General features: G+C 59.2%; 12 protein-coding genes, 1 tRNA gene, 2 rRNA genes and 1 riboswitch (1 of these 16 cut by a window edge). Of the genes, 1 reads left to right on the top strand and 14 read right to left on the bottom strand.

Translation table 11 applies throughout. The features are described from left to right. The first annotated feature begins 299 nt into the window (after positions 1–299). A riboswitch (cyclic di-GMP riboswitch) is annotated at positions 300–384 on the top strand. A 47-nt stretch (positions 385–431) separates the two neighbouring features. Beyond that, positions 432–2,627 (top strand): immunoglobulin-like domain-containing protein, encoded by a 2,196-nt coding sequence (locus I6G90_RS21430; protein WP_197928309.1) that lies wholly within the window; start codon positions 432–434, stop codon positions 2,625–2,627. A 160-nt stretch (positions 2,628–2,787) separates the two neighbouring features. Here the strand turns inward: I6G90_RS21430 and hemB are convergent, their stop codons facing one another. The 14 genes from hemB to I6G90_RS16065 form a co-directional block, all read right to left on the bottom strand. After that, the gene (gene hemB, locus I6G90_RS16130) at positions 2,788–3,804 is read right to left on the bottom strand and encodes a porphobilinogen synthase (protein ID WP_197928307.1); all 1,017 of its coding nucleotides are present in this window, start codon (positions 3,802–3,804) and stop codon (positions 2,788–2,790) included. A gap of 3 nt (positions 3,805–3,807) precedes the next feature. Continuing rightward, positions 3,808–4,593, bottom strand: a complete 786-nt coding sequence (locus tag I6G90_RS16125; protein WP_197928306.1) for a TatD family hydrolase — start codon at positions 4,591–4,593, stop codon at positions 3,808–3,810. Between the two features lie 188 nt (positions 4,594–4,781). Further along, positions 4,782–5,537, bottom strand: coding sequence for a twin-arginine translocase subunit TatC (gene tatC / locus I6G90_RS16120; RefSeq protein ID WP_197928305.1), 756 nt, complete (start codon positions 5,535–5,537; stop codon positions 4,782–4,784). After that, entirely contained in the window at positions 5,534–5,998 is a 465-nt protein-coding gene (gene tatB, locus I6G90_RS16115) for a Sec-independent protein translocase protein TatB (RefSeq protein ID WP_005342398.1), read from the bottom strand. The genes tatC and tatB overlap by 4 nt, the downstream gene beginning before the upstream one ends. 3 nt (positions 5,999–6,001) lie before the next feature. Further along, positions 6,002–6,253: a Sec-independent protein translocase subunit TatA gene (tatA, locus tag I6G90_RS16110; protein WP_058053177.1), complete on the bottom strand. Its 252-nt coding sequence runs from the start codon at positions 6,251–6,253 to the stop codon at positions 6,002–6,004. 42 nt (positions 6,254–6,295) lie between these two features. Beyond that, the gene (gene ubiB / locus I6G90_RS16105; protein ID WP_058053176.1) at positions 6,296–7,936 is read right to left on the bottom strand and encodes a ubiquinone biosynthesis regulatory protein kinase UbiB; all 1,641 of its coding nucleotides are present in this window, start codon (positions 7,934–7,936) and stop codon (positions 6,296–6,298) included. After that, entirely contained in the window at positions 7,936–8,544 is a 609-nt protein-coding gene (locus I6G90_RS16100) for a ubiquinone biosynthesis accessory factor UbiJ (protein ID WP_197928304.1), read from the bottom strand. The genes ubiB and I6G90_RS16100 overlap by 1 nt, the downstream gene beginning before the upstream one ends. A gap of 8 nt (positions 8,545–8,552) precedes the next feature. Continuing rightward, positions 8,553–9,305: a bifunctional demethylmenaquinone methyltransferase/2-methoxy-6-polyprenyl-1,4-benzoquinol methylase UbiE gene (gene ubiE, locus I6G90_RS16095; protein ID WP_111809362.1), complete on the bottom strand. Its 753-nt coding sequence runs from the start codon at positions 9,303–9,305 to the stop codon at positions 8,553–8,555. 65 nt (positions 9,306–9,370) lie between these two features. Next, a complete protein-coding gene (crcB, locus tag I6G90_RS16090) occupies positions 9,371–9,748 on the bottom strand; it encodes a fluoride efflux transporter CrcB (RefSeq protein ID WP_197928303.1) in 378 nt (125 codons plus the stop codon). 95 nt (positions 9,749–9,843) lie between these two features. Then, positions 9,844–11,109 (bottom strand): cytosine deaminase, encoded by a 1,266-nt coding sequence (locus I6G90_RS16085; protein ID WP_197928302.1) that lies wholly within the window; start codon positions 11,107–11,109, stop codon positions 9,844–9,846. Further along, positions 11,103–12,347: a cytosine permease gene (gene codB / locus I6G90_RS16080; RefSeq protein WP_197928301.1), complete on the bottom strand. Its 1,245-nt coding sequence runs from the start codon at positions 12,345–12,347 to the stop codon at positions 11,103–11,105. Before codB ends, I6G90_RS16085 begins: the two co-directional genes overlap by 7 nt. A 240-nt stretch (positions 12,348–12,587) precedes the next feature. Next, a tRNA-Thr gene (locus I6G90_RS16075) sits at positions 12,588–12,663 on the bottom strand. Between the two features lie 106 nt (positions 12,664–12,769). Beyond that, positions 12,770–12,884, bottom strand: a 5S ribosomal RNA gene (rrf, locus tag I6G90_RS16070). Positions 12,885–13,008: 124 nt separating this feature from the next. Continuing rightward, positions 13,009–14,821: ribosomal RNA gene (locus I6G90_RS16065) — 23S ribosomal RNA — on the bottom strand (it continues 1,075 nt past the right edge of the window).

Below are 14,821 nucleotides of genomic sequence, written 5' to 3'. Positions count from 1 at the left end.
CTGCGCGTCAACTCATGACACAAGCCGCCGGGCCTGTGACCCATATTTCCCGCGCGACAAATCAGGAGTTCGCTCGCGCCGATTGTGATGGCCAAAGTCCTCACCAAGCCTGTGGCCATCAGCGTTGGCCCCTTGTCGCGCATCGCGTTATTTAAGCAAACATCGTATGGAACACATTGAATTATTAAATTTTTCCAAAATGTGACATACAGAAGAGCACATTGATTAATTTATCTTCCCCCTCCTACCATATGCGGCTAATTTGGGGGCTGCTTGATTCTCTGTACCAGACAGAGGTCGGGTGAAAAAGGCAAGGTGGTTCGAAAGACCACCACGCAAAGCCACCGGTCTAAGGGATTTTCCTATGACAGCGGAGCTGCCCCCGAAGCCCATCCCCTGATGGGCCTCCTTTTGCAATGTACGGAGCAATGATGAACAAGTTCAAACTCTCCCTGCTGGGCTGCCTGATCGGCGCCACCAGCCCCATGCTGCACGCAGCAACCGCTGGCCAGAGCATGGTCAACCCGCAATCCGGCGTAGTGGTCGGCTACTGGCACAACTGGTGCGGCGGCGCCGGTTATCAGGGCGGCACCGCCCCCTGCGTCAAACTCGATCAGGTCAACCCGCAATACAACGTGGTCGATGTCTCCTTCATGAAGGTCTATGGCAGCAATCCGATCCCGACCTTCAAGCTGGATACCGCCACCGGCATGAGCGAAAGCCAGTTCATCGAGCAAATCGCCGAGCTGAACCGCCAGGGCCGTGCCGTGCTGCTGGCGCTGGGTGGTGCCGATGCGCACATCGAACTGCGTACCGGTCAGGAGCAGGCCTTCGCCGACGAGATCATCCGTCTGGTGGAGACCTATGGCTTCGATGGTCTGGATATCGATCTGGAGCAGGCTGCCGTCACCGCCGCCAACAACCAGACCGTGATCCCGGCCGCCCTGCGTCTGGTCAAGGATCACTACCGCGCCCAAGGGAAAAACTTCCTCATCACCATGGCGCCGGAGTTCCCCTACCTGACCGCCAACGGCCTCTACACCCCCTATCTGCGGGCGCTGGAAGGCTACTACGACTGGATCAACCCGCAGTTCTACAACCAGGGTGGCGATGGCATCTGGATCGACGGTATCGGCTGGATTGCCCAGAACAACGATGCCCTGAAAGAAGAGTTCATCTACTACATCGCCGACTCGCTGATCAACGGCACCCGCGGCTACTACAAGATCCCCCATGACAAGCTGGTGTTCGGCATCCCGACCAACATCGATGCCGCTGCCACCGGTTACGTCAAGAATCCGCAGGATCTGTTCGATGCCTTCAACAAGTTGAAGAATCAGGGTCAGCCCCTGCGCGGCGTGATGACCTGGTCCATCAACTGGGACATGGGCCGCAATGCCGCCGGTCAGTCCTACAACGAATCCTTCATCAAGAGCTACGGCCCCTTCATTCACGATCAGGAAATCACCCCGCCGATCGACAACGGTAAGCCGGTGTTCAGTGGCGTGAGCGATACCCGCATCAAGCAGGGCACCGCCTTTGATCCGATGGCCGGTGTCACCGCCAACGACAAAGAAGATGGCGACCTGACTGGCCAGATCCAGGTGGAAGGCTCGGTAGACAGCCAGCGCATCGGTCTCTACCCCCTCACCTACAAGGTGAGCGATCGCGACAACAACGTCACCGAACAGGTGCGCAGCGTCGAGGTCTACAGCATGAAGCCGGTATTCAGCGGCGTCACCGATACCACGCTGGAGCTGGGCACCGCTTTCGATCCGATGACCGGCGTCAGCGCCCATGACGAAGAAGATGGCGATCTGACCGCCCAGATCAAGGTCAGCGGCAGCGTCGACAGCAACAAGGTTGGCCGCTACACCCTCACCTATCAGGTGAGCGACAGCGCAGGTCAGCTGGTGACCCAGCAGCGCAACGTGACCGTCAAGGAGCAGGGCGCCATCTGTGAAAACAGCTGGGATGCCAAGAAGGTCTACGTGGGCGGCGACATCGTCAGCCACAACGGCAAGAACTGGCTGGCAGGCTGGTGGACCCAGAATGAAGAGCCGGGAACCACCGGTGACTGGGGCGTCTGGAAAGTTCAGGGCGACAGCGATTGCGATGGTGGCAACAAGCCGCCGGTGATCAACAGCAGCGACTTCACCGTCAGCGCCATGGGCTCCGACTACACCATCGTCAACGGTCAGGTCAGCATCCGTTTCAACGTGACCACCGCCAACCCGGTACAGATCACCGCAACCCTGGAGCAGAACGGCCGCAGCCACGGCACCACCAGCAGCAAGGTGAACGGCACCAGCACCTTGGTACTGCAGGGCAACAACGTCACCGATGGCAGCTACGACGTGGTGATCACCGGTCTGGCTGACGGCCAGAAGCCGGTGGTACAGCGCTTCCCGGTCACCCTGGCCGAAGAGAGCGGCAACGGCGGCAATGATGGCGACTACCCGGCCTACGCCCCCAATACCACCTACCAAGCGGGTGATCGAGTCAGCAACGCCGGTGGCAACTTCGAGTGCAAACCCTGGCCCTACAGCGGCTGGTGTGGTGGTTCTACCAGCCACTATGCACCGGGTACCGGCTCTGCCTGGAGCGATGCCTGGACCAAGCTGTAATCAGCAGGTCATAAGCAAGAGGGGGCCGTTGGCTCCCTCAGCCACTCGCATCAACCGCGATTGGCACAGCTCGGAGTTATGTCCGGGCTACATTCATAACGAAAGAGGGGAGCCATCGGCTCCCCTCTTTTCTATCCGTTACACGCTCGGACACATCCGCTTAACGGGCATCTTCTTTCAGCCACTGCGCCACGCGCTTGGCGAAGTAGGTGAGGATGCCATCGGCCCCGGCCCGCTTGAAGCAGAGCAGGGACTCCATGATGCACTCCTTCTCTTTCAGCCAGCCGTTCTGGATCGCCGCCATGTGCATGGCGTACTCGCCACTCACCTGATAGGCAAAGGTCGGCACACCGAACTGATCCTTCACCTGACGGATCACGTCCAGATAGGGCATGCCTGGCTTGACCATCACGCTGTCGGCCCCTTCCTGAATATCCAGCGCCACTTCGTGCAGGGCTTCGTTGCTGTTGGCCGGATCCATCTGATAGGTGGCCTTGTTGCTCTTGCCGAGGTTGCCGGCAGAGCCGACCGCATCGCGGAACGGGCCGTAGTAGCAGGAGGCGTACTTGGCGGAGTAGGCCATGATCTGGGTGTTGATGAAGCCGTTCTCTTCCAGCGCCGCGCGGATCGCGCCGATGCGGCCATCCATCATGTCGGACGGCGCGACGATATCGACCCCGGCCTCGGCGTGGGAGAGCACCTGCTTGATCAGGATCTCGGTGGTGATGTCGTTCAGCACATAACCTTCGTCATCGATGATGCCGTCCTGACCGTGAGTGGTGAACGGATCGAGCGCCACGTCGGTGATCACCCCCAGCTCCGGGAAGCGGGCCTTGAGGGCACGCACGGTGCGCTGGGCCAGTCCGTTCGGGTTGTAGGCCTCTTCCGCCATCAGGCTCTTGCTTTCCAGCGGGGTGACCGGGAACAGGGCGATGGCGGGCACGCCCAGCTCTACCAGCTCGGCAGCCTCTTCCAGCAGCAGATCGATGGAGAGGCGCTCCACCCCCGGCATGGAGGGAACGGCTTCCCGACGGTTCTCCCCCTCCAGCACGAACACCGGATAGATGAGATCGTTGACGGTCAGTACGTTCTCGCGCACCAGACGACGGCTGAAATCATGTTTGCGCAGACGGCGCAGGCGGCGGCCCGGAAAGGCGCCCGGAAGAGTTGTAGCCATGAATCACTCCTGGAGAGGAAGTTGGAAGAACGCGGCGGAGGTGGCCCGGGTGTGGGCCAGCAAGGCCTCGGGCGCTTCACCACGACAGGCCGCCACCACCTGGGCGATGTGCGGCAAAAAAGCGGGTTCGTTGCGTTTCGGGCGGGGTTTCAGATCCCGCGGCACCAGATAGGGGGCGTCGGTCTCGATCATCAGCCGACCGGCCGGTATACGGGCCACCTGTTCGCGCAGCAGCTGACCACGGCGTTCGTCGCAGAGCCAGCCGGTCACCCCGATATGCAGACCCAGCGCCAGACACTCGTCCAGCTCCTCATCGGAGCCGGTGAAGCAGTGCAACACAGCCCCCGGCAGCTTCGGCAGCCAGGGACGGAGGATCTCGATGAAACGGGCATGGGCGTCACGGCAATGGAGGAACACCGGCATCCCGAGCTCGGCGGCCAGTGCCAGCTGGGCGTCGAACACTGCATCCTGCACCGGACGGGGGGAGAAGTCGCGGTTGTAGTCGAGACCGCACTCGCCGATGGCCACCACCTGCGGCAGCGCCGCCAGCTCGCGCAAGGCGGGCAGGGTCGCCTCATCGACACTCTTGGCGTCGTGAGGGTGTATCCCGGCGGTGGAGAAGCAGTAGCCCGGCCAACAGGCGGCCAACTCGGCGCTCTCGCGGCTGCCAGCCAGATCGGTACCGGTGAGGATCAGGGCCTCGACCCCGGCGGCGCGGGCGCGGGCCACCAGTTCAGGCTGTTCACCGGCGAACTGGCTGCTGGTCAGGTTTAAACCGATATCGATCATGGGATGAGGCGTTCCGAACAAAAGGAAGACATATCAGGTATTTGAAAACCATCTACTCGATGGGCCAACACCATACGCCTCGAACGGGAGCATGAAAAGAGGAAGGGAGCCTCAGCTCCCCTCGTTCTGCTATTCCTGAGGACTTCGTCATCCTCTCGCCGTCCGGCAAACAGGTGACGAACAGAGCCTCAGCTCTCCACATCCGGTTGTTCCTGTTGCTCTTCATCCTCTTTCTTCACATAGAAGCGGGCGAAGAACAGACCTATCTCCCACAGCGCCCACATCGGGATGGCGAGCAGGGTCTGGGAGAAGACATCAGGCGGCGTCAGCAGCATACCGACCACAAACACCCCGACGATGACGTAGGGACGCTTATCCTTCAGGCTCTTGGGGGTGGTCACGCCGGTCCAGCACAGCAGTATGGTGGCTACCGGAATTTCGAACGCAACCCCGAACGCGAAGAACAGGGTCAGCACGAAGTCCAGATAGCTGGCGATGTCGGTCGCCACCGTCACCCCGGCGGGGGCGGTACTGGTGAAGAAACCGAACACCAGCGGGAACACCACGTAGTAGGCGAACGCCATGCCCGCATAGAACAGCACGGCACTGGAGGCGACCAGCGGCATGATCAGCCGCCGCTCATGCTGATACAGACCGGGGGCGATAAAGGCCCAGGCCTGATAGAGCAGATAGGGGATCGCCACGAAGAAGGAGACCACCAGAGTCAGCTTGATCGGCGTCAGGAAGGGGGTCGCCACATCCGTCGCGATCATGCTGGTCCCTTCCGGCAGCTGGCTGAGCAGCGGCTGGGCCACGAAGTCGTAGATGTTGTTGGAGAAGTAGATCAGCCCAAGAAACACCACCAGAATGGCGGAAATGGAGCGCAGCAAACGGGTTCTCAGCTCAACCAGATGGCTGATCAGAGGTTGTTCGGCCTGACTCATGGCTTCACCTCCCCTTTTACTGCGGAGTCGCTGACCGGCACCGGCTCGCTCTCCCGCTGGCTGTTGACCGGCGGCACGTCGTGGCTCAGCTGCACTGCAGGCTCCACCGGCGTGGCAGGCTCAGCCTGGGCTACCGGCTCGGGGCGCGGCGGACGGATCTCGTTCTCCACCTGATAGGGGCGATTGACCGACTGGGCCGCCGCCTTGAGCTGTTCGATGGACTCCTGCAGCTCGGGGCTCAGGTTGCTCATCTGCAACTGTTCGGCCTTCTTCAGGTCGTTGTGCAGCTCTTGCAACTTGAGCTCCTGCTCCAGCTCGGACTTGACCGAGTTCGCGGTCGAACGAATGAGGCGGATCCAGTGAGTAGCCGTGCGAATGGCAACCGGCAGCCGCTCGGGCCCCAGTACCACCAGTGCGACCACACCGATAACGACCAGCTCCCAAAAACCGATATCGAACATGGCTTAGGCCTGGTCTTTGTCTTTCTGCTTGGCGGACTCACTGCTCTGAGTGGCCGCTTCGTTCAGCTGTTTCGGGGGAAACTCGGCATCTTTCTGCTCGGCCTTGGCATCGGCCGGCTCGTCGGAGAGGGCTTTCTTGAACCCTTTGACCGCCGCGCCCAGATCACCGCCAATGCCGCGCAGTTTCTTGGTACCGAACAGCAGCACCACGATGACTGCGATGATCAACAATTGCCAAATACTGATACCACCCATGACTTTCTCTCCAGAACAGGCGCCTGACGGCGCGGTTGTTGATTAATGGGAACGGGCTCGCAACCAGCCGACCAGCCAGCAGAGAGCTGCTCCGGCGAGACTGGCTTGTCCCCACTCAATGTGTTGTTTTTGGGTCAGCAAGAATACACCCGCCAATAGCAGGCTGGCTCCAACCCCTAAGAGGTAGCGGGCCTGCCCCTGCCGACGGCTGTGACGGCGGAACTCGGCAAACATCTGGTCGAAATGACGCTGCTGATGACGGGTCTGGCGCAGGGTCTCATAGACCAGCTCCGGCAGCTCCGGCAATTTCTCAGCCCAGAATGGCGCCTTCTCCTTGATGGCGTTCCACACCGCTTTCGGCCCGACCTGCTCGTGCATCCAGTTTTCCAGATAGGGCTTGGCGGTCTGCCACAAATCGAGCTGCGGGTAGAGCTGACGCCCCAACCCTTCCACATAGAGCAGGGTCTTTTGCAGCAGCACCAGCTGTGGCTGCACCGTCATATGGAAGCGGCGGGCAGTGTTGAACAGATTGAGCAGCACGTGACCGAACGAAATCTCGGAAAGCGGCTTCTCGAAGATGGGCTCCAGCACGGTGCGGATGGCGAACTCGAACTCGTCCACCTTGGTGTCTGCCGGCACCCAGCCCGACTCCACGTGCAGCTCTGCCACCCGGCGATAGTCGCGGTTGAAGAAGGCGAGGAAGTTCTCCGCCAGATAGCGCTTGTCTTCCCGATTGAGGGTGCCGACGATGCCGCAGTCGATGCCGATCCAGAGCGGGTTTTCCGGGTGCTCATAGGAGACGAAGATGTTGCCCGGGTGCATGTCGGCGTGGAAGAAGCTGTCGCGGAACACCTGGGTGAAGAAAACCTCCACCCCGCGCTCGGCCAGCAGCTTCATGTTGGTGCCGTTGGCTTCCAACGCAGGGATGTCGGAGACCGGAATACCGTAGATGCGTTCCATCACCAGCACCTGCTCGCGGCAGAGATCGGTGATAATTTCAGGCACATAGAGCGCCTCGGAGCCGGTGAAATTGCGGCGCAGCTGGATGGCGTTGGCCGCTTCGCGCATCAAATTCAGCTCGTCGAGGATGGTCTTGCGATACTCCTCCACCACCTCGATGGGGCGCAGTCGCGCGCTCTGGGGCACGAAACGGGCCACCAGACGGGCCAGCGCCTGCATCAGCCGCAGGTCGGCTTCGATGACCGGCTCGATGTCGGGGCGGATCACCTTGATGACGATCTCGCGGCCACTCTCCTTCAGGCGAGCGGTGTGCACCTGGGCGATGGAGGCCGACGCCAGCGGCGTCTCGTCGAAGTCGTCAAACAGGGTCTCGATGGGGCAACCCAGGCTCAGCTCGATCTGCTGGCGCGCCGCCTGACCACAGAAGGGGGGCACCCGGTCCTGCAGCAGAGCCAGCTCTTCGGCGATATCCGGCGGCAGCAGGTCGCGGCGGGTCGAGAGCATCTGGCCAAACTTGATGAAGATGGGGCCAAGGGCCTCGAAGGCGAGCCGGATGCGAGCACCGCGGCTGAGATCCGGTTGCTTGTTCTTGAGCCAGAACAGCGAGCGACGGGCCAGACGACCCGGCCAGGGTTGATAGCGGGCGGGCACCAGTTCGTCGATGCCCTGCTCCAGCAAGATGGTGATGATGCGATAGAGGCGTTTGAACTCCTTCGGGGTCATCAGGTCACCTGCTGTTCGAAGCGGGCCAGCCGCAGTTCGACGGCCTTGAGCTGCTGGGCCAGCACCTCGACGTCATCGTTGAAACTCGCCACTTCCAGCGGGCCGGGGGCGAGGCGGGCCTCTTCGGTCAGATATTCCGCCAGCTGGCTGCGGGTGCGGCACAGCTCGCGGCCAACCAGGCGGCGCGCCTGACGGGCACCGCTGAACAGGGTGTGGGCCAGCACGTCGCCGGTATAGCGCGACAGCTCCTCTTCCCAGTCGATATCCAGCTCACCCAGCAGCACGCTGAATGCCTGTACCAGCTGGGGATCACCGCTCAGATCCAGCTTCTCCTCACGGATATAACGGGTCAGGGCGGACGGATCTTTCAGCAGACCGAGGGCGGTCAGCGACAGGCTGAGCACCGCATCGGCCTCCCCTTCATGCTGGGCCAGCACATCCAGCCGAGGCTCGGAGAAGACAAACCAGAGTGGCTTGAGTTCACGCAGCTCCAGCTTGAGCACCTTGCCCACCAGTTTGCGCAGCCGCTCCGGGCTCTGTTTGTCCAGCGCCAGTAACTGGTTGAGGCTGGTTTCGATCACCGCGGTGACCATGGCATCCATCGGCATAGGCAACCTTAAAACTTGTAACCGCGGTGCAGGGCGACCACGCCCTGAGTCAGATTGAAGAACTCGACCTGCTCGAAACCGACATTTTCCATCATGCCCGCCAGGGTCTGCTGATCCGGGTGCATGCGGATGGACTCGGCCAGATATTTGTAGCTTTCACCGTCGTTCGCGACGATTTCGCCCATTTTCGGCAGCAGTTTGAAGGAGTAGAGGTCATAAAGCTTGGCGATCACTTCGCTGACCGGCTTGGAGAACTCCAGCACCAGCAGACGGCCACCCGGCTTGAGCACCCGGAACATGGAGGCGAGCGCCTTGTCCTTGTCGGTGACGTTGCGCAGACCGAAGCCGATGGTAATCACGTCGAAGTGGTTATCGGGGAAAGGGAGCGCCTCGGCATTGGCCTGCACGTAGGAGACGTTGTTGGCGACCCCCAGATTGCGCAGCTTGTCGCGGCCCACTTTCAGCATGGAGTCGTTGATATCCGCCAGCACTACCTGACCGGTCTCGCCGACGATGCGGGAGAACTTGGCGGTCAGATCACCGGTACCACCGGCCAGATCCAGCACCTTCTGCCCCTTGCGTACACCGGAGCAGTCGATGGTGAAGCGCTTCCACAGGCGGTGGATGCCGAACGACATCAGATCGTTCATCAGATCATACTTGGCTGCCACCGAATGGAAGACACCTGCTACCAGAGTTTCCTTCTCGGTCGCGGCCACGGTTTTAAAGCCAAAATGCGTTGTCGTTGCTTGTTCTGACATCCCTTAAACACCCATAGAGCAAAGAATGGCCGCCAGTTTACCAGAGCCACTGGCGTCCGGACACCTTAAACCCGGCTCGCAACCAACTGCATGCCCAGCACAACCATGGCCAGACAGAGGAAGAGATTGAGCGCGATATTGAGCAGCGCTTTCAAATAGGCTCCATGCTGGGCCAGCACTACCGTATCGAGGGCAAAGGAAGAAAATGTGGTCAGGGCACCGAGGATCCCCACCATCAGCAGCGGCTTCATTGGATGCTCGACGATATGGCCGTGGCTGATGAGGGCGTAGGCCACCCCCATGATGAAGGAACCCACCACGTTGACGGCCAGCGTCCCGTAAGGAAAGTGGCGCCCCAGCAGCAAGGCCATCAGTTCGGCAATCCCAAAACGAAGGCAGGCGCCGATGGCGCCCCCTGCAGCAACATAGAACCAGGTTTGCATGTTGTCACTCCCTCAGGGTCAGGCCGCCATTATGTCGCAATGGCGGCCCTTGTGCCCAGAGGCGGAACTAATCGTCATCCAGCCTGATTGAAATCTCAGCGGCGAAAATCGATCGGCTCGGGCTGACCCAGCACGATTTCGGTCTGGGCCGGGCGGGTCTGGGCAATCACCTTGCCGTGGCGGATCGAGTAACGCACCGGCACCTGACGACGTACCGCATCGAAGCCGTTGTCGGCGGGCAGGATCAGCAGGTTGGCCGGTTTGCCGACCTCGATGCCATAGCGATCCTGCACATTCAGGGTGCGGGCGCTGTGGCTGCTGATCAGCTTCAGGCCGTCGTTGATCTGCTCGTAGCCCATGATCTGGCAGACATGCAGCCCCATATGCAGCACCTGCAACATGTTGGCAGTACCCATGGGATACCAGGGATCGAACACATCGTCGTGGCCGAAGCAGACGTTGATGTTCGCCTCCAGCATCTCCTTCACCCGGGTAATGCCGCGGCGTTTGGGATAGCTGTCGAACCGCCCCTGCAGGTGAATGTTCACCAGCGGATTGGCCACAAAGTTGATATCTGCCATCTTGAGCAGCCGGAACAGGCGGGAAGCATAGGCGCCGTTGTAGGAGTGCATAGCGGTGGTGTGACTGGCGGTGACTCTATGACCGATACCCCGCTCGTAGGCGAGAGTCGCCAGCGTCTCGATAAAGCGGGACTGCTCGTCATCAATCTCGTCGCAGTGCACATCGACCAGAACCTGATACTTCTCGGCAAGATCGAAGATATAGTGCAGACTTTCGACCCCATATTCCCGGGTAAACTCGAAGTGGGGGATCGCGCCGATCACGTCGGCACCCAGTTTGAGCGCCTCTTCCAGCAGTGCCTTGCCATTGGGGTAGGAGAGGATCCCCTCCTGCGGGAAAGCGACGATCTGCAGCTCCACCCACTCCTTCATCTCTTCCCGCACTTCCAGCATCGCCTTCAGGGCAATCAGATTGGGGTCGGAGACATCAACGTGAGTACGCACAAACTGGATGCCGTTGGCGATCTGCCACTTCAGTGTCTGGATGGCGCGCTGTTTCACATCCTCATGGGTCAGCAGCGCCTTGCGCTCGGCCCAGCGCTCGATCCCCTCGAACAGGGTGCCGGAGAGGTTCCAGCTCGGCTCGCCCGCCGTCTGGGTGGTATCGAGGTGAATATGGGGTTCGATAAAGGGAGCGATAGCCAGACCCTCCTCCCCGTCCAGTACCCGACCGGCTACGGCATGTTCGTCATGGGGTTCGATGGCGGTGATGACCCCATCCTGACAGCGGATCTGCCACAACCCTTCCCGATCGGCCAAACGAATATGTTGAATCAGCATTTGCTAGCTTCCTGTACCAGAACCGGCCGCTGGGTGAGGCGAACCAGAATGAAATAGGTGAAGGCGGCGCCCAATACCGCGTTGAGTGGCACTATGCCCGGCAGCCACTTGCCGACAGCCACCCCGACTGCCGTGGCGACCAGCGCCTGCCAGCGCACCGTCTCGAACTGCTGATCGGCAAACTGACGGTAACGCTCACGATTGAGCAGGAAATCCATGATGATAATGCCACCGATCGGCGGGATCGCCGTACTCAAAAAGGCCAGCCAGCCGACAAAGTTGTTGTAGAGCCAGAGGGCGCAAGCCGTACCAATCAATCCATTGATCACACTGAGCGGCTTGCTCTTGAGACCCGTTATGTTGGCAAAACCGAGGCCAGAGGCATAGAGGGCATTGTCGTTGGTGGTCCAGATATTGAGGCCCAGTACCAGAATGGCGGGGATCAGCAGCCCCTGCATCAGCATCACTTCCGAAATATCAGCCTGACCGGTCACCGCCGCGCCAGCTGCACCGAAGATAAACATCAGAGTGTTGCCCAAAAAAAACGCCACCATGGTAATCATGACGGCGCCCCAGGGTTTGCGACCAAATCGGACAAAGTCGGCGGTCAGGGTTCCTGCACTGATAAAGGAACCAACCACCATGGTCAGCGCCGTGGTGAACTCGATGGGATTGCTTGGTTGCACCTGCTGCAACGCCGCCACGCCACCGGTCGAGGTCACCGCCAGCCAGACCGAGTAACCGCCGAGCAACGCAATGGCCGGTACGGCCACAAAGCTCAGCACCATCAGGGCGGAGATCCCGAAGTAGACGGTCGCCGTCATCAGAATGCCAGAAATAGCGATCAGCCAGTTCACATCGATGCCGGTCGCCTTCTGCACCGGCAGCGCAAACATTGCCACGCCAACGCCGAACCAGCCGATCTGAGTGCCGCCCAACAGCAGCGAAGGCAGCCAGGAACCTTTCACCCCAAAGGAGTAACGGGCCAGCAGATGGGTAGAGAGACCGGTTGAAGCACCGATATAACCGAGACAGGCGGTGTAGATCCCCAGCAGCAAGTTGCCGATCAGTACCGCCTTGATGAAGTCATCGAACACCAGCCCGGTGCCCAACGCCCCACCGGTCCACATGCTGGCAGAGAAGAACGTCAGGCCGAGCATCACCAGCATCAGCGACAACACACCTTTGCGCCCCTTGGCGGGAACCGCCCCCAAACAATATTCGTTATCCTGCGCCATGCTCTCTCTCCACGTAATAGGCAAAACGCGCCGGATTTTACATGTAAAACGTTTTACGTCAATCAAACCACGATGAATATCGGGAAATTAATAGGTTTTGTGGTCAAACGAACCACAAAAATGAAGAGTGATGGAGAAGTATGAAACCCCTAGAAATGGAGATCAGCAGAGGATATGGTGGCATTTTGCCGAGAGACAAATGCAAAAAAGCCTCCCTTTTCAGGGAGGCTTTTGCTTTCATGGTGCTGATACCCAGAGTCGAACTGGGGACCTCATCCTTACCAAGGATGCGCTCTACCAACTGAGCCATATCAGCACACTAACCGGTAAAGACCGCACTGTGTGCGCTATCTAAATCTTTTGTCCAACACAACCTGACGTTGTATCGCGACCAACCACATCGCTGCAGTTGCTTAATTGATGCCTGGCAGTGTCCTACTCTCGCATGGCGAATGCCACACTACCATCGGCGCTACCGCGTTTCACTTCTGAGTTCGGCATGGGATCAGGTGGTTCCACGGCGCTATGGCCGCCAGGCAAATTCTTCAATCTGAGAAAGCTGACGTGAATAACGATGTTGCTTGATGCTTGTCGCTATCACTGAATTTTTTAAGTAGTTCGTTCATTCGCTACAAGGCCCAGAACACTTCTTGGGTGTTGTATGGTTAAGCCTCACGGGTAATTAGTATGGGTTAGCTCAACACGTCGCCGCGCTTACACACCCCACCTATCAACGTTGTGGTCTCCAACGGCCCTTTAGGACCCTCAAGGGGTCAGGGATGACTCATCTCAGGGCTCGCTTCCCGCTTAGATGCTTTCAGCGGTTATCGATTCCGAACTTAGCTACCGGGCAGTGCCACTGGCGTGACAACCCGAACACCAGAGGTTCGTTCACTCCGGTCCTCTCGTACTAGGAGCAACTCCCTTCAATCATCCAACGCCCACGGCAGATAGGGACCGAACTGTCTCACGACGTTCTGAACCCAGCTCGCGTACCACTTTAAATGGCGAACAGCCATACCCTTGGGACCGACTTCAGCCCCAGGATGTGATGAGCCGACATCGAGGTGCCAAACACCGCCGTCGATATGAACTCTTGGGCGGTATCAGCCTGTTATCCCCGGAGTACCTTTTATCCGTTGAGCGATGGCCCTTCCATTCAGAACCACCGGATCACTATGACCTACTTTCGTACCTGCTCGACCTGTCCGTCTCGCAGTTAAGCTGGCTTATGCCATTGCACTAACCTCCTGATGTCCGACCAGGATTAGCCAACCTTCGTGCTCCTCCGTTACTCTTTGGGAGGAGACCGCCCCAGTCAAACTACCCACCAGGCACTGTCCGCGAGCCCGATTCAGGGCCCTGCGTTAGAACATCAAACATACAAGGGTGGTATTTCAAGGACGGCTCCAGCGCAACTGGCGTCACGCCTTCAAAGCCTCCCACCTATCCTACACATGTAGGTTCAATGTTCAGTGCCAAGCTGTAGTAAAGGTTCACGGGGTCTTTCCGTCTAGCCGCGGGTACACCGCATCTTCACGGCGAATTCGATTTCACTGAGTCTCGGGTGGAGACAGCATGGCCATGGTTACACCATTCGTGCAGGTCGGAACTTACCCGACAAGGAATTTCGCTACCTTAGGACCGTTATAGTTACGGCCGCCGTTTACCGGGGCTTCGATCAAGAGCTTCGCTTGCGCTAACCCCATCAATTAACCTTCCGGCACCGGGCAGGTGTCACACCCTATACGTCCACTTTCGTGTTTGCAGAGTGCTGTGTTTTTGATAAACAGTCCCAGCCATCTGGTCACTGCGACTCCCGACTGCTCCATCCGCAAGGGACTTCACTGTCAAGAGCGAACCTTCTCCCGAAGTTACGGTTCTATTTTGCCTAGTTCCTTCACCCGAGTTCTCTCAAGCGCCTTGGTATTCTCTACCCGACCACCTGTGTCGGTTTGGGGTACGATGACTTGTAATCTGAAGCTTAGAGGCTTTTCCTGGAAGCAGGGCATCAATGGCTTCCGCACCGTAGTGCGTTCGTCTCGTGTCTCAGTGTTGTGTCTCCGGATTTGCCTAGAAACACCACCTACGCACTTTCACCAGGACAACCGTCGCCTGGCCCACCTAGCCTTCTCCGTCCCCCATCGCAATTACAAGTCGTGCAGGAATATTAACCTGCTTCCCATCGATTACGCCTTTCGGCCTCACCTTAGGGGTCGACTCACCCTGCCCCGATTAACGTTGGACAGGAACCCTTGGTCTTCCGGCGAGGAGGCTTTTCACCCCCTTTATCGTTACTTACGTCAGCATTCGCACTTCTGATATCTCCAGCATACCTCTCGATACACCTTCGCAGACTTACAGAACGCTCCCCTACCACTCATACATAAGTATGAATCCGCGGCTTCGGTGCCTGGTTTGAGCCCCGTTACATCTTCCGCGCAGGCCGACTCGACTAGTGAGCTATTACGCTT

Origin of the sequence: Aeromonas allosaccharophila (genome assembly GCF_016026615.1) — a bacterium.
In the GTDB taxonomy this organism is placed as follows: domain Bacteria; phylum Pseudomonadota; class Gammaproteobacteria; order Enterobacterales; family Aeromonadaceae; genus Aeromonas; species Aeromonas allosaccharophila.
Note: the sequence above shows the minus strand (reverse complement) of the source record. Positions and strands in the feature narration are given on the sequence as shown.